General features: G+C 71.5%; 15 protein-coding genes. 12 read left to right on the forward strand and 3 right to left on the reverse strand.

Translation table 11 applies throughout. The features are described 5' to 3' along the window. Positions 1–171 precede the first annotated feature (171 nt). Positions 172–819: a Maf family protein gene (locus RWH45_RS02570; protein WP_315993355.1), complete on the forward strand. Its 648-nt coding sequence runs from the start codon at positions 172–174 to the stop codon at positions 817–819. 77 nt (positions 820–896) lie between these two features. Then, the gene (locus RWH45_RS02575) at positions 897–2,663 is read left to right on the forward strand and encodes an ATP-binding protein (protein ID WP_315993356.1); all 1,767 of its coding nucleotides are present in this window, start codon (positions 897–899) and stop codon (positions 2,661–2,663) included. 319 nt (positions 2,664–2,982) lie between these two features. Here the strand turns inward: RWH45_RS02575 and RWH45_RS02580 are convergent, their stop codons facing one another. Then, on the reverse strand, positions 2,983–4,443 hold the full coding sequence (locus RWH45_RS02580; protein ID WP_315993357.1) for an NAD(P)H-quinone dehydrogenase: 1,461 nt from the start codon (positions 4,441–4,443) through the stop codon (positions 2,983–2,985). A gap of 108 nt (positions 4,444–4,551) precedes the next feature. On the opposite strand from RWH45_RS02580, the gene RWH45_RS02585 reads away from it, so the two are divergent. The 3 genes from RWH45_RS02585 to RWH45_RS02595 all read left to right on the forward strand — a co-directional run bounded on the left by RWH45_RS02585 (position 4,552) and on the right by RWH45_RS02595 (position 8,204). Next, a complete protein-coding gene (locus RWH45_RS02585; protein WP_315993358.1) occupies positions 4,552–5,385 on the forward strand; it encodes a purine-nucleoside phosphorylase in 834 nt (277 codons plus the stop codon). After that, positions 5,382–7,073, forward strand: a complete 1,692-nt coding sequence (locus RWH45_RS02590) for a phospho-sugar mutase (RefSeq protein WP_315993359.1) — start codon at positions 5,382–5,384, stop codon at positions 7,071–7,073. The genes RWH45_RS02585 and RWH45_RS02590 overlap by 4 nt, the downstream gene beginning before the upstream one ends. A gap of 171 nt (positions 7,074–7,244) precedes the next feature. After that, the gene (locus RWH45_RS02595; protein ID WP_315993360.1) at positions 7,245–8,204 is read left to right on the forward strand and encodes a type IV toxin-antitoxin system AbiEi family antitoxin domain-containing protein; all 960 of its coding nucleotides are present in this window, start codon (positions 7,245–7,247) and stop codon (positions 8,202–8,204) included. Between the two features lie 101 nt (positions 8,205–8,305). Here RWH45_RS02595 and RWH45_RS02600 read toward each other — a convergent pair whose 3' ends face one another. Then, positions 8,306–10,234, reverse strand: a complete 1,929-nt coding sequence (locus RWH45_RS02600) for a BglG family transcription antiterminator (RefSeq protein ID WP_315993361.1) — start codon at positions 10,232–10,234, stop codon at positions 8,306–8,308. A 202-nt stretch (positions 10,235–10,436) separates the two neighbouring features. Here RWH45_RS02600 and RWH45_RS02605 point away from each other — a divergent pair, with 202 nt between their 5' ends. The 7 genes from RWH45_RS02605 to RWH45_RS02635 all read left to right on the forward strand — a co-directional run bounded on the left by RWH45_RS02605 (position 10,437) and on the right by RWH45_RS02635 (position 17,090). Beyond that, entirely contained in the window at positions 10,437–10,763 is a 327-nt protein-coding gene (locus RWH45_RS02605; protein WP_315993362.1) for a PTS sugar transporter subunit IIB, read from the forward strand. Positions 10,764–10,780: 17 nt separating this feature from the next. Then, positions 10,781–11,056: an HPr family phosphocarrier protein gene (locus RWH45_RS02610; RefSeq protein WP_076674181.1), complete on the forward strand. Its 276-nt coding sequence runs from the start codon at positions 10,781–10,783 to the stop codon at positions 11,054–11,056. A gap of 14 nt (positions 11,057–11,070) precedes the next feature. Beyond that, positions 11,071–12,756: a phosphoenolpyruvate--protein phosphotransferase gene (gene ptsP / locus RWH45_RS02615; RefSeq protein WP_315993363.1), complete on the forward strand. Its 1,686-nt coding sequence runs from the start codon at positions 11,071–11,073 to the stop codon at positions 12,754–12,756. Between the two features lie 99 nt (positions 12,757–12,855). Next, on the forward strand, positions 12,856–14,520 hold the full coding sequence (locus tag RWH45_RS02620; protein ID WP_315993364.1) for a PTS mannitol transporter subunit IIBC: 1,665 nt from the start codon (positions 12,856–12,858) through the stop codon (positions 14,518–14,520). Between the two features lie 104 nt (positions 14,521–14,624). Next, a complete protein-coding gene (locus RWH45_RS02625) occupies positions 14,625–15,062 on the forward strand; it encodes a PTS mannitol transporter subunit IIA (RefSeq protein WP_315993365.1) in 438 nt (145 codons plus the stop codon). Next, the gene (locus tag RWH45_RS02630) at positions 15,059–16,210 is read left to right on the forward strand and encodes a mannitol-1-phosphate 5-dehydrogenase (RefSeq protein WP_315993366.1); all 1,152 of its coding nucleotides are present in this window, start codon (positions 15,059–15,061) and stop codon (positions 16,208–16,210) included. Before RWH45_RS02625 ends, RWH45_RS02630 begins: the two co-directional genes overlap by 4 nt. Positions 16,211–16,319: 109 nt before the next feature. Continuing rightward, positions 16,320–17,090, forward strand: coding sequence for an alpha/beta hydrolase (locus tag RWH45_RS02635; protein ID WP_315993367.1), 771 nt, complete (start codon positions 16,320–16,322; stop codon positions 17,088–17,090). Positions 17,091–17,189: 99 nt separating this feature from the next. On the opposite strand, the gene RWH45_RS02640 is transcribed toward RWH45_RS02635, so the two are convergent. Next, positions 17,190–18,851 carry a tripartite tricarboxylate transporter permease gene (locus RWH45_RS02640; protein ID WP_315993368.1) on the reverse strand — a complete coding sequence of 554 codons (1,662 nt, stop codon included), beginning with the start codon at positions 18,849–18,851 and terminating at the stop codon, positions 17,190–17,192. Positions 18,852–18,862 lie beyond the last annotated feature (11 nt).

The raw sequence follows: 18,862 nt of genomic DNA on the forward strand, positions 1-18,862 counted from the left end.
AGCGCGGCGGCGACGACAGGCTCAGCCACCTCGCCGCCCCAGGGCCCCGAGGCCGTCGAAGGGTCCGGGCCCACGCGAGCGCGGGGGCTTCGACAGGCTCGGTCGCCTCGCTGTGGCACGACGTAAGGTCTGCGGGCCTCCGCCGGGGCATCGCGTCGGTAGCGTGGACGCATGCGCGTGTGCCTGGCATCCACTTCTCCCGCCCGTCTGATGCTGCTGCGCCAGGCGGGGATCGAGCCCGAGGCGCGTGCGCCCCGGGTCGACGAGGAATCGGTGATCGCCGAGGTCGAGGCGTCCGAGGGGCGGCGCTTGCCCGCCCCCGAGCACGTTCTGCTGCTCGCGCGCCGCAAGGCCGCCGACGTCGCCCACCGCGTCCGCGACGAGGACCCCCTCTTCGACGGCTTCGTCATCGGCGGAGACTCGATGTTCGCGCTCGACGACGAGATCCTGGGCAAGCCGTACACCGCCGATGCGGCGACGGCGCGCTGGCGCGGGATGCGCGGGCGCACGGGCGTGCTGCACTCCGGGCACAGCGTGTTCCGCCTCTCCCCCGGCCTCGAGCCGCGCGAGGCCCACGCCGTCGCCGAGGCGTCCGTGACCTTCGCCGCCGACGTCGACGACGACGAGATCGCGGCCTACGTCGCCAGCGGCGAACCGCTCCTCGTGGCGGGCGCCTTCACGGTCGACAGTCTCGGCGGTGCCTTCATCGAGCGCGTGGAGGGCGACCCCTCCACGGTGGTGGGGATGTCGCTGTCGACCGTGCGCCGCCTCGTTCGCGAGCTCGGCGGCTCCTGGACCATGCTCTGGAATCGTTCGTAGACACCCGCTCACGTTTCTCGGCGTTTCTTGTCGAGGAGTGTCAAAAGACGCGCGGTCGCCCTCGCTAGGCTGGACGAATGCCGAAGATCGCCAAGGTCCTTGTCGCCAACCGCGGCGAGATCGCCGTCCGAATCATCCGCGCCGCCCGTGATTCGGGCAAGGCCTCCGTCGCCGTCTACGCCGATCAGGACCGCGACGCCCTTCACACGCGTCTCGCCGACGAGGCGTACGCCCTCGACGGCGCCACCAGCGCCGACACCTACCTCTCGATCGAGAAGATCCTCTCGGTCGCCCGCCGCTCCGGCGCCGACGCCGTGCACCCCGGCTACGGGTTCCTCGCCGAGAACGCCGACTTCGCCCGCGCCGTCATCGGCGCCGGCCTCATCTGGATCGGGCCCTCGCCCGACGCGATCGAGGCGCTCGGCGACAAGGTCACCGCGCGACACGTCGCCGAGAAGGTCGGCGCTCCCCTCGCTCCCGGCACGCCCGGCCCCGTCTCGGGCGCCGACGAGGTCATCGCCTTCGCCGAAGAGGTGGGCCTGCCCATCGCGATCAAGGCCGCCTACGGCGGCGGAGGACGCGGGTTGAAGGTCGCGCGCGAGCTCGACGAGGTCGCCGAGATGTTCGAGTCGGCCACGCGCGAGGCGGTCGCCGCCTTCGGTCGCGGCGAGTGCTTCGTCGAGAAGTACCTCGACAAGCCGCGCCACGTCGAGACGCAGTGCCTCGCCGACTCGGCGGGCAACGTCGTCGTCGTCTCGACCCGCGACTGCTCGCTGCAGCGCCGTCACCAGAAGCTGGTGGAGGAGGCCCCGGCCCCCTTCCTCAGCGAGGAGCAGAACGCGGTGCTGTACTCGGCATCCAAGGCCATCCTCAAAGAGGTCGGCTACGTCGGAGCGGGCACCTGCGAGTTCCTCATCGGCGCCGACGGCACCATCTCATTCCTCGAGGTCAACACGCGCCTGCAGGTCGAGCACCCCGTGTCCGAGGAGGTCACCGGTATCGACCTCGTGCGCGAGCAGTTCCGCGTCGCGGAGGGTGAGGAGCTCGGCTACGACGACCCCGCCCCCGTCGGTCACTCGATCGAGTTCCGCATCAACGGCGAGGACCCCGGCCGTGGTTTCCTCCCGCAGCCCGGCCCCATCCACGTCTTCAAGACGTTCGGTGGTCCCGGCATCCGCCTCGACTCCGGTGTCACCGCCGGCGACAGCGTCTCGGGCGCCTTCGACTCGCTGCTCGCGAAGATCATCGTCACCGGTCGTGATCGCGCCGAGGCGCTCGAGCGCGCCCGCCGCGCCCTCGACGAGTTCGAGGTCGCCGGGATGCCGACAGTGCTGCCGTTCCACCGCAAGGTGGTGCGCGACCCCGCCTACACCGCCGAGGACGGCACCTTCGGCGTCTTCACCCGCTGGATCGAGACGGAGTTCGTCAACGACATCCCCGCTTGGGACGGCGAGCTCGACGCTCCCGCCGCGGAGACCGGCCGTCACACGGTGGTGGTCGAGGTCGGCGGCAAGCGCCTCGAGGTGAGCCTGCCCGACCGCATCACCGCCGCCGCCCCGCAGGCGGGTCGCCCCGCCGCCGCTCCCCCGTCGCGCCGCTCCCACGCGGCCTCGCCCGCCGCCGGGGCGACCGGCGACGCGGTCAAGTCTCCGATGCAGGCCACGATCGTCAAGGTCGCGGTCGAGGAGGGCCAGCAGGTCGTCAAGGGCGACCTCGTCGTCGTGCTCGAGGCGATGAAGATGGAGCAGCCCATCCAGGCCCACAAGGACGGGACGGTCGCCTCGATCGACGCGACCGCCGGAACGACGGTGTCCGCGGGGCACCAGCTGCTGTTGATCAGCTGAGGTTGCGTCTCGTTCGACCGGCGCCGCGCTCCTTCGGGGGCGCGGCGCCGTCGTTCGTGGGCGCCGGTGCGGAGCACCCCCACGCCCCGCGCGACGCGGAACGGTGACGGATGCCGCGGGCACGCGGCATTCGCGACACACAGGCCCCACCGGGCCGCGGAACCCCACCCTGCGGCGAAACCCCACGCATAAACGCGATCCCCGCGCATAAACGCGAGCACAGCGCGTTTATGCGCGCGAGAAGCGTTTATGCGTCAACCCACACCCCGCGCGCCGCGGAACGGTGACGGATGCGGCGAGCACGCGGCATCCGCAACACTCAGTCCTCGCCGGGATCGTCGCGGTCGACGATGTGCATCGCGCGCGCGGCGTCGGTGATGCTCGACGTCAGCGACGGGTACACCGCGAAGACGCGGGCGACCTGGTCGACCGTGAGGCGGCGCTCGACGGCAATCGCGATCGGGTAGATGAGCTCGGATGCCTTGGGGCCGACGATGACGCCGCCCATGACCGTGCCGCTGCCCTCGCGGGCGATCAGCTTGACGAAGCCGTCGGTGATGCCCTGCATCTTGGCGCGCGGGTTGGCCGACAGCGGGAGCTTTCGCACCTTGCCGGCGATGCGCCCCTCGGTGACGTCCTGCTCGCTGAAGCCGACCGTGGCGATCTCGGGGGCGGTGAAGATGTTGGCCGTGATGCGGCGGGTCTCGAGCGGGATGACGATGTCGCCCAGCGCGTGGAAGATCGCCTGGCGCCCCTGCATCGACGCCACCGACGCGAGCGGGTAGAAGTTGGTGCAGTCGCCGGCGGCGTAGATGTTCGGCACCGAGGTGCGCGCCACGCGGTTCACGCGGATGTGTCCGGATGCCGTCATCTGCACCCCCGCCTGCTCGAGGCCGAGCCCCGCGGTGTTCGGGATGGAGCCCACCGCCATGAGGCAGTGGCTGCCCTCGATCGTGCGTCCGTCCGCCAGGGTCACGGTGACGCCGTCGCCCGTGTTCACCACCGACTCGGCGCGCGCCTTGGCCAGCAGCGTCATGCCTCCGCGCTGGAAGACGCGCTCGAGCACCGCCGCGGCATCCTGGTCTTCTCCGGGCAGCACCTGGTCGCGGCTCGAGACGAGCGTGACCTTGGCACCGAGGTTCATGTACGCCGAGGCGAACTCGGCGCCGGTGACGCCCGAGCCCACCACGATGAGGTGGGTGGGGACCGACTTCATGTTGTAGAGCTGCGTCCACGTGAGGATGCGCTCACCGTCGGGCTTGGCCGAGGGGAGCTCGCGGGGAGACGCCCCGACCGAGACGACGAGGGTCTCGGCCTCGACCCGGTCGAAATCGGTGCCGCCGGCCTCGGTCGAGACCACCACGGCGCCGTTGCCGTCGAGGCGGCCGTGCCCGGAGATGATGCGGACGCCCGCCTCGAGCAACGAGGCGCGCATGTCGTCGGACTGCTGGCGCGCGAGCGAGAGCAGACGCTGGTTGACCGCGGCGAGGTTGATCGCGACCTCGGGGGTCAGCGGCTTGCCGCGGTCGTCTTTCGCGAAGAGCTGCACGCCGAGGCTGCTCGCGTTGCGGATCGCGACGGCCGCGTCGGCCGTGGCGATGAGGGTCTTCGAGGGCACGACGTCGGTGATGACCGCCGAGCCGCCGACTCCCGCGCGCTCGACGAGGGTGACGTCGGCGCCGAGCTGAGCCGCGGAAAGGGCCGCCTCGTATCCGCCGGGGCCGCCGCCGACGATCGCCACGGACTGCTTGCGCTCGAAGCTCTGCACCATGGCATCCATTCTGTCAGCGCTGGGCGGATGCCGATGCGCCACCCAGGTCGGTCCGACACGCTGACCGCACGCGTGTGCCGTCTGGCCCGCGGGCCCCGCAGTTTCTAGAGTGGGGGAATGTCCAACAGCACATCTCACCCGCTCGACGACCCGGCGGTCGACCCCTTCGAGGTCGCCGCGGCCGCAGCGGCCGACATCGCCCGCCTCTCCGGGGTCGAGCACCACGACATCGCCGTGACCCTCGGGTCGGGCTGGGGGCGCGCCGCCGAACTCATCGGCGAGGAGACGGCGTCGTTCCCCGCCACCGAGGTCACCGGCTTCAGCAAGCCCGCGCTGGAGGGCCACGTCGGCACCCTGCGCAGCGTCCGCACCCCGGGCGGCAAGAACGTCCTCGTCATCGGAGCGCGCACCCACTACTACGAGGGCCACGGCGTGCGCCGGGTCGTGCACAGCGTCCGCACCGCGGCGGCGACCGGTGCGACCACCATGATCCTCACCAACGGCGCGGGCGGCATCCGCGAGACGTGGAAGCCCGGCCAGCCGGTGCTCATCAGCGACCACATCAACCTCACCGCCGACTCCCCCCTCGAGGGCGCGACCTTCATCGACCTCACCGACCTCTACTCGACCCGCCTGCGGGAGCTCGCGCTATCGATCGACCCGACCCTCGACGAGGGCGTCTACACGCAGTTCCGCGGGCCGCACTACGAGACGCCGGCCGAGGTGCAGATGGCCAAGACCATCGGCGGCCACATCGTGGGCATGTCCACCGCTCTCGAGGCGATCGCCGCCCGCCAGGCCGGCATGGAGATCCTCGGCTTCTCGCTCATCACGAACCTGGCCGCCGGTATCCAGAAGACCCCCCTCAGCCACGAAGAGGTGCTCGAGGCCGGCCGCGAGGCCGAGCCCGTCATCTCCGCGCTGCTCGCGCGCGTGATCGGCGCGTTGTGAACGCCCACCTCGACGCCGCGCGGGCCTGGATCGCACAGGACCCGGATGCCGTGACCCGGGCCGAGCTGGAGGACCTCGTCGCCCGCGTCGAGACGGGGGATGCCGAGGCTGCGGCGGACCTGGAGGATCGCTTCTCCACCCGCCTGGCGTTCGGGACGGCGGGACTGCGCGGCACGCTCGGCGCCGGCCCCAACCGCATGAACCGGGTGCTCGTCGCCCAGGCGGCGGCGGGATTCGCGGCGTACCTGCGCGAGCGGTCGTCGGGCACGCCGACCGTCGTGGTCGGGTACGACGGGCGTCGCAACTCGGACGTGTTCGCGCGCGACTCGGTCGAGATCTTCGCCGGCGCGGGACTGACCGCCATCCTGCTGCCCCGCCTGCTGCCCACGCCCGTGCTCGCCTTCGCCGTGCGCCACCTCGGTGCCGACGCGGGCGTCATGGTCACCGCCAGCCACAACCCGCCCGACGACAACGGCTACAAGGTCTACCTCGGCGGCGCCGACGAGGGCGCACAGATCGTCTCCCCCGCCGATGCGGAGATCGCCGCCCACATTCAGCGGATCGCCGACGAGGGCGACGTCACCGTGCTGCCCCGCTCGGTGGGCTACGCCAACGCCCCGGAGTCGGTCGTCGAGGCCTACGTCGCCGCGACCGCCGCGGTGGCCCCCGCGCCCACCGGCGCCGAGGGCCTGACCTGGGTCTACACCGCCATGCACGGCGTCGGATGGGAGACCGTCTCGCGCGTGCTCACCGAAGCCGGCTACCCCCAGCCCACGGTCGTCGAGGCGCAGATCCACCCCGACGGGCGCTTCCCGACCGTCGCGTTCCCCAACCCCGAAGAGCCCGGGGCCATGGACCTGTCGTTCGAGACCGCGCGCGCCGTCGACGCCGAGCTCGTCATCGCCAACGACCCGGATGCCGACCGCCTGGCCGTCGCGATCCCCGACGCCGACGCCGAGGGCGGGTGGCGCCGGCTCACCGGCAACGAGATCGGTCTGCTGCTGGGGTGGCGCGCGGCGCGGGCCGCGGCCGACTCGGGCGGCTCCGATGCGGACGGTCCCGGGGCTGCGGCATCCCTCGCCTGCTCGCTCGTCTCGTCGCCCGGGCTGCAGGCGGTCGCGGAGCACTACGGTCTGGACTTCCACTCGACCCTCACGGGCTTCAAGTGGATCTCGCGGGCACCGGGCATGGTGTTCGGGTTCGAGGAGGCCCTCGGCTACCTCGTGAACCCCGGCACGGTGCGCGACAAGGACGGCATCTCCGCCGCCGTGGCGCTTCTCGGCATGGCGTCCGCGGCGCGCGCCGAGGGCCGCACGGTCGCGGACCTGCTGCAGGAGTTCCGTGAGACGTTCGGCGCGTTCGCGAGCGACCAGATCTCGATCCGCGTGAGCGACGTGAGCGAGATCGCCGGGATCATGGCATCCCTTCGCGCCCAGCCCCCGTCCGCCGTCGGCGAGGTCGCGGTGTCGCGCATCGACGACCTGCTGCAGGGCGTCGACGGCCTGCCCCCCGGAGACGTGCTGCGACTGTGGCTCGACGACGGCTCGCGCCTCATCGTGCGCCCGAGCGGAACCGAGCCCAAGCTCAAGCTGTACCTCGACGTGCGCGGTTCGTCGGCGAAGAAGGCCGCGCGGCGCCTCGCCGCGCTGCGCGCCGGCGCCGAGGAGCTGCTGGTTTCGGTGCGCTGAGGCGGCGTTCTCCTGGTTTGGGGCGCGCGATTCCGTTTGGGGCGGGGTATTCCGCGCCCCAAACGGTAGAACGCGCCCCAAACCAGATCGAGGTGTTCTCCACAGCGGCGGTTATCCACCGCGGCAACGAGCGGGGCACCACGCGAAAGTGGACTTCGCGAAGGTGGGGCGATGGATGCAGCATTCGAGATCCCCCTCCTCCGCCGGGCTGAGCTGCTCGAGGCGGGAATCGACCGGCACGGCCTCGACGCCCGGCTTCGCGCCGGGGTCCTGGAGCGCGTGCGTCCCGGCGTCTACGTCGACCCTCAGCGAGCCGCGAGCCTCCGTCCCGAACAGTGGATGGTCGTTCGCGCAAGGGCACTCGCGCTGATGTGCAGCGAGGCGCCCGTGTTCTCCCATCAGACGGCCGCCGCACTTCACGGCCTCCCCGTGCATGCGCCCTCGGGCGAGCGCGTCCACCTGATCCTCGACGAGCATCGCCGGGGCCCGATCGCCTCAGCCGTCCGGCACCGGGGAGAGCTCCAGCCGGACGAGGTCGTCGAGAGGAACGGCCTGAAGGTGACCGCGCTCACCCGCACCATGGCCGATGTCGCACGTACCTCGCCCTTTGAGAACGCGGTGTGCTCGCTCGACGGCGCACTACGACACACGGCGGGCCGAGGCAACGGAGGGTATGACGAAGACGCGGCGCACGCACTCAGAGCCGCGGCACTCGCGATCTCGATGCGGTCGGCGCACGGTCGCGCAGGAGCAGCACGCGCTCTCGCATTCGCTGACGGTCGCGCGCAGCTTCCCGGGGAGAGCATCAGCCGCATCCGCCTGACCGAGCTCGGCTTCCGGTCGCTGCGTCTGCAGGTCCCGGTGGCGACGCCCACGGGAGGCTCGTATTACGTCGACTTCGGCATCGAGGACGTGAACGCCTGGGGAGAGTTCGACGGGCGCGGGAAGTACGTCGATGACGGCCTCCGCGGTGGTCGGACGGCGGCCGAGGTGATGCTCGCCGAGAAGCAACGCGAGGACTGGATACGCGGAACCACCGGGAGGCCCGTCGTCCGCTGGGGCTGGCCCCACCTCCGCGACGCCGCGACTCTGGCCTCCCGCCTGCGGGCGTTCCACATCCCACTCCCCTGATCACGCCCTCAACACGCGGTTCGGGGCGCGCGGTTCCACTCGGGGCGGAGTATTCGGCGCCCCAAACGCAACATCGCGCCCCGAACCCGGGGAAGGCCGCGTCAGCCGTCGATCACCGCGACCAGCTCGTCCAGAAAGGCCGGGAACGACGTCGCGCGGCGGACGATGCGCTGCACGCTCTCGCGCTCGCTGAAGACCTCGACGAACTGCTCGAACACCGTCTGGAAGGCCTCGCGGTCGGTCTCGCTGAACGCCACGAGAGCCACCACCTGCACGCGTCCCTCGCCCCACGCGATGGAAGGGTCGGCGATGCCGATGGCGATGCGGGTCTGCGTCGCGGTCATCCCCATCGCGTGCGGCACGGCGAGGGCATCGGTGAACGCGGTCGACGAAATCGACTCGCGCTCTACCGCACGGGCGACGTAGGCCTCGTCGATGACGCCCTGCTCCACGAGCAGACCGCCCAGGCGACGGATGACGCCGGCCTCGCCGTCGGCGGCATCCAGGCCCCGCACGAACGCGCCCGGCGCGAAGTAGCGCTCGAGCTCATCGCGCAGGCGCGCCAGGCGTCGCCCGCGGCGGATGCGTCCCGCAGCGGCCTGGACGCGTTCGACGTCGGCGTCGGTGAGGAACGGCTGGATCCGCACGAACCGGTCACCGGGCCGCGGCGGGTCGATCGTGGTCAGCACGAGGTCGGTCTCGATCGCATCCCACGCCGGGTCGATGCGCGTCTCGACGCCGACGACCTCGATCGCCTGCCCGAGGGAGCGGTCGACGCTCGAGCGCAGCAGCTCGTGGAGTTCGTAGTACCCGGGGCACACGATGGTCGCCGTCAACAGCTGGTCGGCGCGACGGCTGCGCTCGAGGCGCCCGCCGACGTGCATGGCGATGTAGGCGATCTCGTCGTCGAGGATCGGGATGCCGAGACCGTCCTGCAGACCCTTGGCGATGTACACGGCGACCTCGAAGATCATCGGATACGTCGACTTCAGCGACCGCGTCAGCGGATTGCGCGACCACGCCTGCTCCCGGGATCGGGCGAGGAGGTTCTGCACGTGCAGCGCCAGCCGCAGGATGAAGTCGTCGTGCGCGATGTCGACGAGGAACTCGGATGCCGCGTTGTCGACGACCAGCCGAACGGCCGCCTCCACCGCGGGGTCGAGGCGCGCGCGCACGTCGTCGCCGCCCGGCGAGCCCGGGGCGACGATGCGCGTCAGCACGAGGGTGGCGAGGTGGCGAAGGTCGCCCGAGCCGAGCTGCACGCCGATGTGCTTGACGGTCAGGCGGTCGAGCAGCTCGACCACCGCCGCGGCGGCGTCGGAGGAGTCGCCGCCGGGAGACCCGAGCGCGCGGTCGCGGGTGGTGCGGTCGGCGGCGATCGCGATGTGCATCACGACGTCGCCGATGCCGATCTCGTTCACGTAGTAGCCGAGCGCCCCCAGCTCGGCGACGAGCTCCGCCTTGAACGGACCGAACGCCCGCGCCCCGACCGAGCGCTCGCCGAGCGTGCGCCGCAGCGCGTCGAGATCGAACAGGCCGGCATCCATCTCGTCGTGCGCGAGCTTCGACAGCAGGCGCCGCTGGGCGACCTCGGTCCCGCGCAGACGGGCGGTGGATGCCGAGCGCTCCAGCGTCAGCTCGGTCCCGCCGAGAAGGCCGCGCACGCGCGACAGGTCGGCCTCGAGGGTGGCGGTGCTCACGTGCAGCGCGTCTGCGGTGTCGAAGACGTCGATGCCGTCGGCGGAGTCGAGCAGGCGCCGCACGAGGGTGTGCAGGCGGTCGCGCGGGGTGCCGGCATCCGACCCGGAGAGGGAACGCAGCGCCGCCGCGGCATCGCCGCCCGCGCGGTACCCCAGGGGACCCGACTCGATCGCGGCACCGGACGACACCCGGGCGTTGATCGCCGTGACGTACGACCGGATGCTGCGCGGTGTGACCCCGAGCGCGTCCGCCAGCGATGCGGCGGTCGACCATTCCCCGTCCCGCAGCAACAGGGCCAGCAGGCGGTCTTGGCGAGCCTTCGTCGTCACGATCCGTCCTCCGCGCCGCCCCGGTGGGCGGCGATCCGTCCATCCTTTCACGCCCCTCCCCACCGGGCGCGGGAACGCGCGCGACGGCACGCGCGGCGCGAGCGCGCGGGGCCGCGGCATCCGCGTTCCGGGGGGTGGGAAACGAACCTGGTTGTCTCCTGTGAGGCGGGTGCGCACAATCGAGAGGAAGAAAGGCCGGTCGATGAGGATCCTCGTGGTGTGTGGAGCGGGTGCGTCGAGCACGTTCGTGGCGCAGCGCGTCCGTCGTGCTGCGCGGGACCGCGGCCTCGACTACAACGCCTCGGCCGGGACCGCACGATCGCTGCCCATCGACCTCGACGGCGCCGACGTCGTGCTCGTCGGCCCGCACCTGGCCGACGATCTCCCGCACATCCGCCGCGACGCCGAAGCCCGCGGTGCCACCGTCGTGCTGCTCCCGGACGATGTCTTCGCCGACCTCAGCGGCACCCGAACCCTCGCCCTGGTCGAGGACTCCCTGCGCTCCCGCCAGCCGGCGGACACGATCTGAGTTCGACGGAGAGACCCATGCCCCATCTGACCCGCACCGTCCGCATCGGATCGTCGCACGGCCTGCACGCGCGCCCCGCGAAGCTGTTCGCGCAGGCGGCGAAGGAATCCGGCATCCCGGTGACCCTCGCCAAGGACGCTGGCTCCCCCATCAACGCCGCGAGCATCCTCGGCATCATCGCGCTGGGGCTGGAGCAGGGCGACTACGTCACCCTGACCGCCGACGGCGACAACGCCGACGCGACGCTCGAGCGCCTCGCCGAGCTGCTGACCACCGACCACGACGCCGAGTAAGGAAGACACACACCATGACGGAACTCCGTGGAGTCGGAATCGGACTGGGCGTCGCCCAGGGACCCATCGCGCGCATGGCCGAGCCCCTGCCCGCCCCGAAGGATGCGAAGAGCGAGCTGAGCGTCGAGGACGAGACCGCCCGCGTCCGCGAGGCGATCGGCGCCGTCGCGCGCGAGCTCGAGGCCCGCGGCGCGCAGGCGGGCGGCGCCGCCCGCGACGTGCTCGAGGCGCAGGCGATGATCGCCGAGGACCCGACTCTCGAGGCGGAGGTCGACAGCCGCCTCGCGAGCGGCAAGACGGGCGAGTTCGCCGTGCACGACGCCTTCGCCTCGTTCCGCGAGCAGCTCGTGGCCCTCGGCGGCTACCTCGGCGAGCGCGCCGCCGACCTCGACGACGTCGCCCAGCGCGTGATCGCACGGCTTCGCGGTGTCGCGGCCCCCGGCATCCCGGATCCCGGCCACCCGTTCGTGCTGGTCGCCAAAGACCTCGCCCCCGCCGACACCGCCCTGCTCGACCTCGACAAGGTTCTGGCCCTGGTCACCACCGAGGGCGGGCCGACCTCGCACACCGCGATCCTCGCGCGCGAGAAGTCGATCGTCGCCGTGGTCGGTGCAAGCGGTGCGAAGGACCTCGTCTACGGGCAGTCGGTGATCGTGGATGCCGCCGCCGGCGTCGTCACCGTCGACCCGACCGACGACGAGAAGACCCGCGCGGCGAACCGTGCCGAGGCCCGTGCGGCCGCGGCATCCGCCCCCATCACCGACGGCGCCCTCGCCGACGGCACGAAGGTGCCCCTGCTGGCCAACCTCGGAAAGCCCGGCGGTGCCGCCGAGGCCGTGGAGCTGGGCGCGGAGGGCGTGGGCCTGTTCCGCACCGAGTTCCTGTTCCTCAGCTCCAGCTCGGCTCCCACCGTCGAGGAGCAGCGCGCGGCGTACACCGAGCTGCTGAGCGCCTTCCCCGGCAAGAAGGTCGTCGTGCGCGTGCTCGACGCCGGCGCCGACAAGCCGCTGCCCTTCCTCAACGACGCGCACGAGGAGAACCCCGCGCTGGGACTCCGGGGCCTTCGTGCCCTCCGCGCCAGCGAGGACATCCTGCGCGAGCAGCTGACCGCCCTCGCCGAAGCGGATGCCGCGACCCGCGCGTCCGAGGCCGGCCCCGCCGACCTGTGGGTCATGGCGCCCATGGTCTCCACCGTCGAGGAGACCCGCTACTTCACGGCGCTCGCGAAGGACTACGGCCTCAAGACGACCGGCGTCATGGTCGAGGTCCCCTCCTCCGCGCTCCTGGCGGATCGCATCCTCCAGATCGCGGACTTCGCCTCGATCGGCACGAACGACCTGACGCAGTACACGCTCGCCGCCGACCGCCTGCTCGGTTCGGTCGCGTCGTTCCAGAACCCGTGGCATCCGGCCGTCCTCCGCCTCATCCGCGAGGTCGGGGCCGCGGGCCAGGCGCACGGGAAGCCCGTCGGCATCTGCGGCGAGGCCGCGGCCGATCCGCTGCTCGCCGTCGTCCTCGTCGGACTCGGCGCGACCACGCTGTCGATGGCCCCCACGGCCCTCGCCGACGTGCGCGCGACCCTCCTCCGTCACACCCTCGACGACGCCCGCCGCATCGCCGAGGCCGCCCTGTCCGCCGACGACGCGGCATCCGCCCGCGAGGCCGCCCAGGCTGCCTCCGCTCTCGTTCCCACCCCGTAAACCCCCGGGGGCGGCGACCGCCGCCCCCTTCTGCACCGCGGCGCACGCCGTACCCCCATCGCGCGGCTCCCGCCGTGCACCTACCAAGGAGACACAGCAATGACGACGACGTCACCCGCCAAGAAGCCGGGAGGGGCACGGATCGCGGTTCAGCGATTCGGCACGTTCCTCTCCGGCATGATCATGCCGAACATCGCGGCATTCATCGCATGGGGCTTCATCACCATGCTCTTCATCCCCGCCGGGTTCTTCGGTGCGAACAGCCCCTTCGGCTGGCACTGGGCCCCGGTCGCCGAGATCCTCGGCGGCGGCGGTGACGCCGCCACCATCGGCTGGCCCGGAGCAGCGACCGCGCTGACCGCGAACGCCGACGGCGGCACCTACCAGGGCTACGTCGGCCTGGTCAGCGTCATGATCACCTACCTGCTGCCCCTGCTCATCGCCAACACCGGTGGACGCATCGTCTACGGCGCGCGCGGTGGCGTGGTCGCGACCATCGCCGTCATGGGCGTGATCGTGGGCACCAACATCCCGATGTTCCTCGGCGCGATGATCATGGGCCCGCTCGCGGCCTGGATCACCAAGCAGATGGACAAGCTGTGGGACGGCAAGATCCGCCCCGGCTTCGAGATGCTCGTGAACAACTTCTCCGCCGGCATCCTCGGCATGATCCTCGCGATCGTCGGCTTCTTCGCCTTCGGTCCCGTCTTCCTCGGCATCAGTGCGGTCCTCGGCAGCATCGTCGCGTTCCTCGTGCAGTTCAACCTGCTCCCGGTGCTGTCGATCATCGTCGAGCCGGCCAAGGTGCTGTTCCTCAACAACGCCATCAACCACGGCGTCTTCACCCCGCTCGGCATCGAGCAGGCGGCTGACACCGGCAAGTCGATCCTCTTCCTCATCGAGGCGAACCCCGGCCCCGGCCTGGGTCTGCTGCTCGCGTTCACGTTCTTCGGCGTGGGTGCGGCCAAGGCCTCGGCTCCCGGCGCCATCGTGATCCAGTTCCTCGGCGGCATCCACGAGATCTACTTCCCCTACGCCCTCGCCAAGCCGATGACGATCCTCGCCCTCATCGCGGGTGGCGCCTCGGGCGTCGCGGTCAACATGATCTTCGGCGGCGGCCTGGCCTTCCCGGCCGCTCCCGGCAGCATCATCGCCGTCACCGTCGCCGCCATCGGCGCCGGCCCCGCCAACCTGCTGGTGGTCTACCTGTCGGTGATCGTCGCCGCCGTGGTGACCTTCCTCGTCGCCGGTGTCATCCTCCGGGCCTCGCGCAAGCGCGACCAGGAGGCCGAGGGCGACAGCTTCGCCGCGGCCATCGACCAGACCGCCGCCAACAAGGGCAAGGAGTCGTCGGCGCTCGGCGCCCTCCGCACGCGCGCTGCCGGCACCACCGGTTCGGGTACCACCGAGTCGGCCGACCACGACGTCGACGCCGCGCTGGGCGGTCTCGGGGGCGGGGTCGCCGTGAAGCAGCTGAACACCATCGTGTTCGCCTGCGACGCCGGCATGGGCTCCTCCGCCATGGGCGCGAGCGTCCTGCGCAACAAGATCAAGAAGGCCGGCATCGAGGGGGTCACGGTCACCAACCAGGCCATCGCGAACCTCGACGGCTCGGCCGACCTGGTCATCACGCAGAACCAGCTCACCGACCGCGCGAAGGCGCAGTCGCCCGACTCCGTGCACGTCTCGGTGGACAACTTCATGAACTCGCCGCGGTACGACGAGGTCGTGGAGATGGTCCGCTCGCAGCACGAGGCCAAGTAACCCAATAGCACGCCAGGGGTCGGAGCGTCAGCCCGGCCCCTGGCGTCTTCCCGTCCGGCCCGCGTTTTGCGAGGCTGGACAGCACGACGAGAAAGGCGAGAACCATGTCGAACGTCCTCCGCATCGAATCCGTCCGCATCCACCCCGGAAGCGCCACCCGCGAGGAGGCGATGAAAGAGGCGGCCGATCTGCTGCAGGCCACCGGTTCGGTGACCGCCGACTACTTCGCCGCCATGCAGCAGCGCGAGCAGACCGTGTCCACCTACATGGGCAACGAGCTCGCCATCCCCCACGGCACCAACGAGACCAAGCAGGCGATCCTCGAGTCCGGTCTGTCGGTCGTGCGGTACGACGGCGGCGTGGACTGGGGCGGGGAACCCGTCACCTTCGTCATCGGCATCGCCGGCAAGGGCGACGAGCACCTCGAGATCCTGTCGCAGATCGCCATGCTCTTCTCCGAGGAGGACGATGTCGCGCGTCTGAAGGCCGCCTCCTCCCCCGAGGAGCTCTACGAGGCCCTCGCGGGCTCCGTCAACGCATGAAGGCCGTCCACTTCGGCGCGGGCAACATCGGCCGTGGCTTCGTCGGCCTCCTGCTGCACGAGGGCGGGTACGACCTCGTGTTCTCCGACGTCTCCGCGGCGCTGGTGTCCGCCATCAACGACGCGACGTCGTACACGGTCCACGAGGTGGGCGAGGGCGGCGTCGACAAGCAGGTGACGAACTTCCGCGCGATCGACAGCTCGGTGGATGCCGAGGCCCTCGTCGACGAGATCGCCACCGCCGACGTGGTGACCACCGCCGTCGGCCCGACCATCCTGAAGTTCGTGGCTCCGCACATCGTCGCCGGTCTCGCGCTGCGCGACCCGTCGCTGCCGGCGCTGCAGATCATGGCGTGCGAGAACGCGATCGGCGCGACCGACCAGCTGCACGACCACGTCGTCGAGCTCGCCGGCGAGTCGTGGGATGCCCTGGCGTCCCGGGCCGTCTTCGCGAACACCGCGGTCGACCGCATCGTGCCGGCCCAGGCTCAGGGCGGCGTCGACGTCACCGTCGAGCCGTTCTACGAGTGGGCGATCGAGCGGGCCCCGTTCGGCGACACCCCTCCGCACATCCCCGGCGCGCACTTCGTCGACGACCTCGAGCCCTACATCGAGCGCAAGCTCTTCACGGTCAACACCGGTCACGCCACCACGGCGTACTTCGGGGCGCAGGCGGGCATCGAGCGCATCTCCGACGCCCTCGCCGACCCGGCGATCTCGGCCAAGGTCGAGGCGGCGCTCGAGGAGACCAGCGCGCTGCTCGTGCAGAAGCACGAGTTGGATGCCGGCGTGCAGGGCGAGTACCGCGCGACGATCCTGCGCCGCTTCCGCAACACCGCGCTGCCCGACACCGTGTGGCGCGTCGGACGGCAGCCGCTGCGCAAGCTCTCGCGGCACGAGCGTTTCGTGGGACCCGCGGCCGAGGCGATCGAGCGGGGCCTGAGCGTCGATGCGCTCGTCGCCGCGATGGCCGCGGCCCTGGAGTTCCAGGATGCCGAAGACGCCCAGGCCGTCGAGCTGCAGCGCCTGCTGCGCGAGCTCGACGCCGACGCCTTCACGGCGCAGGTGACCGGACTCGACGCCGCGCACCCGCTGTTCGCCCGGATCGTCGAGGTCGTCGCCGCCCGGCAGACGGCTCTCTCGGCCTGAACCCTTCCGACACCGCCGACGCGGCCGCATCGGGCGGCGCGTCGGCGGTGTCGTGTTCGCGGGCAGGACCGACGCTGCACGGCCGGCGGCCGGGGATACGCTCGACTACGTGACAGACAGCGCTGCCCCCGCCGCCCCTGCTCCCCGCCGCCGTCGCCGATGGCTGCGGTGGACCCTCGGCGGCCTGGGCGCCCTCGTCGTGGTGCTGGTCGGCGGCATCCTGATCTACAGTCAGGTCGGTGTCATGGGCGCCGAACCGGGCCCGCTCGCCTCGGCCGAGGCGGATCCCGGGCTGACGATCACCGACGACGGTGCGGGGATCGTGCTCTCCCCCACCGCGGGAGCGACCGGCCAGGGACTGGTGTTCATCCCGGGCGCGAAGGTGCAGGCGGAGGGCTACATCGCCACCCTCGCCGACGTCGTCGTCGACGACGGCGTCACGGTCGTGATCACGAAGCCGTGGCTGAACCTCGCCTTCTTCGACCCCCGTCCGCTGTCGACGTTCACCGACCTCGCGCCCGACGTCTCGACCTGGGCGGTGGGCGGCCACTCGCTCGGCGGCGTGCGCGCGTGCCAGCTCGCGACCGACGCCGACGCGCTCGTGCTGTTCGCCTCGTACTGCGCGAACGACCTCTCGGCATCCGGGCTCCCCGTCCTGAGCCTGTCGGGCTCGGAAGACGGGCTGTCGACCCCGCAGAAGATCGCGGATGCCAAGGGCGAACTGACCGCGGATGCCGCCTTCGTCGAGATCCCCGGTGCCTCGCACGCGTCGTTCGGCGCGTACGGCCCGCAGCCGGGTGACGGCACCCCCACCGCCGATCCGGCCGAGGTCGACCGGGTGATCGCCGAGCAGCTCGCGGGGTTCCTCCCCCGTCCCTGACCGCCGCCCCGTCGCTCGCCCCACACGGCGGTGAGTGTCCAAGACACGCCGTTCCCGGGGCCGGGCACCGGCGTGTCTCGGACACTCGACAAGAAGGGGTCAGTCCCGCGGAGGCTCACCCCGTGCGGCGCGGGCCTGCTCGGCCGCGAGCTCGGCGCGGATCGTGTCGGTGCGCACGTCGGTGGGGCGCTCCCCCGGCTCCCACAGGCGGTCGACACCGGCCTGCGGGTGCCCCTCGGTCGCGGCGAGCGAGGCCTCCAGCGCCCGCTCGTAGCGGCTCTGGCGACGCTTGAGCCACAGCCCCACCACGAGGAACACCGCCAGCAGCACGTAGGCCGATGCGGCGAAGGGGTGCAGCACGAGGTCGGCGACGTTGCCCTGGCTCAACTGCAGCGCCTTGCGCAGCTGCTGCTCCCCCATCGGCCCCAGGATGAGCCCCACGATGAGCGGTGCGATCGGGAAGCCGAAGCGCCGCATGAAGTACCCCAGCGCCCCCACCACCAGCAGGATGACGATGTCGAGCGTCGAGAAGCTCACGGCGTAGGCGCCGAGCACGGCGAAGGTCAGGATGCCGGCGTACAGGTACGGACGCGGGATCTGCAGCACCTTCACCCAGATCCCCGCGAGCGGCAGGTTCAGCACGATGAGCAGCACGTTGCCGATGTACAGACTCGCGATCAGGGCCCACACCAGGTCGCCCTGGTTCTGGAAGAGCTGGGGCCCCGGCTGGATGCCGTAGGACTGGAACGCCGTGATGATGATGGCCGCGGTGGCCGTCGTCGGAAGGCCCAGCGTCAGCAGCGGCACGAGCACGCCGGCCGCGGCGGCGTTGTTGGCCGCCTCGGGGCCTGCGACACCCTCGATCGCCCCGCGACCGAACTGCTCGCGGTTCTTCGACAGCTTCTTCTCGCTCGCGTACGACAGGAAGGTCGCGACGTCCGCACCGCCGGCGGGGATCGTCCCGATCGGGAAGCCGATGAAGGTGCCCCGCAGCCACGGCTTCCACGAGCGGCGCCAGTCCTCCTTCGTCATCCAGTTGCGCCAGCCGCGGGTGACGGGGATGACGGGGATGGGCCCGTGGCGCAGGCGCGCGGCGACGTACAGGGTCTCCCCCACCGCGAACAGGCCGACGGCCACGAGCACGACGCTCACGCCGTCCGACAGCGCGAGCACACCCATCGTGTACCGCGCCTGACCGGTGGTCGCCTCGGTGCCGATGAGTCCGACGAGCAGGCCGATGCCGAGCGAGGCGAGACCGCGCGCCGGCGACGACCCGAGCAGCGCACCCACGGTGACGAAGGCCACGACGATGAGCGCGACGAAGTCGGCGGGAGACAGGTTCACCGCGAAGCGCGCGAGCAGCGGAGCGAAGAGGGTCAGCAGCGCCGTGGCGATCGTGCCGGCCACGAAGGAGCCGATCGCCGCGGTGGCCAGCGCCGCCGCGCCGCGACCGAGCTTGGCCATCTTGTTGCCCTCGATGGCGGTGATGACGGATGCCGATTCACCCGGCGTGTTCAGCAGGATGCTGGTGGTCGAGCCACCGTACATCCCGCCGTAGTAGATCCCCGCGAAGGTGATGATGGCCGCCGTCGGGGACAGCGAGTAGGTCAGGGGCAGCAGGAGGGCGACGGTCATGGCCGGGCCGATGCCCGGGAGCACGCCGACGGCGGTTCCGATGACGACGCCGAGCAGCGCGAACAGCAGGTACTCCGGCTGCAGCGCGGTGGCGAAGCCCTCCATGAGGGAGTTGACAGCATCCATGTCGACGGTCT

Origin of the sequence: Microbacterium galbum, from assembly GCF_032464915.1 — a bacterium.
Taxonomy (GTDB): domain Bacteria; phylum Actinomycetota; class Actinomycetes; order Actinomycetales; family Microbacteriaceae; genus Microbacterium; species Microbacterium galbum.

Coding starts and splice junctions, on each gene's coding strand:
- RWH45_RS02625 (WP_315993365.1), top strand. CDS start 14,625: ATGTCGAACGTCCTCCGCATCGAATCCGTCCGCATCCACCCCGGAAGC.
- RWH45_RS02595 (WP_315993360.1), top strand. CDS start 7,245: ATGGATGCAGCATTCGAGATCCCCCTCCTCCGCCGGGCTGAGCTGCTC.
- RWH45_RS02610 (WP_076674181.1), top strand. CDS start 10,781: ATGCCCCATCTGACCCGCACCGTCCGCATCGGATCGTCGCACGGCCTG.
- RWH45_RS02580 (WP_315993357.1), bottom strand. CDS start 4,443: ATGGATGCCATGGTGCAGAGCTTCGAGCGCAAGCAGTCCGTGGCGATC.
- RWH45_RS02585 (WP_315993358.1), top strand. CDS start 4,552: ATGTCCAACAGCACATCTCACCCGCTCGACGACCCGGCGGTCGACCCC.
- RWH45_RS02620 (WP_315993364.1), top strand. CDS start 12,856: ATGACGACGACGTCACCCGCCAAGAAGCCGGGAGGGGCACGGATCGCG.
- RWH45_RS02575 (WP_315993356.1), top strand. CDS start 897: ATGCCGAAGATCGCCAAGGTCCTTGTCGCCAACCGCGGCGAGATCGCC.
- RWH45_RS02570 (WP_315993355.1), top strand. CDS start 172: ATGCGCGTGTGCCTGGCATCCACTTCTCCCGCCCGTCTGATGCTGCTG.
- RWH45_RS02630 (WP_315993366.1), top strand. CDS start 15,059: ATGAAGGCCGTCCACTTCGGCGCGGGCAACATCGGCCGTGGCTTCGTC.
- RWH45_RS02640 (WP_315993368.1), bottom strand. CDS start 18,851: ATGGATGCTGTCAACTCCCTCATGGAGGGCTTCGCCACCGCGCTGCAG.
- ptsP (WP_315993363.1), top strand. CDS start 11,071: ATGACGGAACTCCGTGGAGTCGGAATCGGACTGGGCGTCGCCCAGGGA.
- RWH45_RS02605 (WP_315993362.1), top strand. CDS start 10,437: ATGAGGATCCTCGTGGTGTGTGGAGCGGGTGCGTCGAGCACGTTCGTG.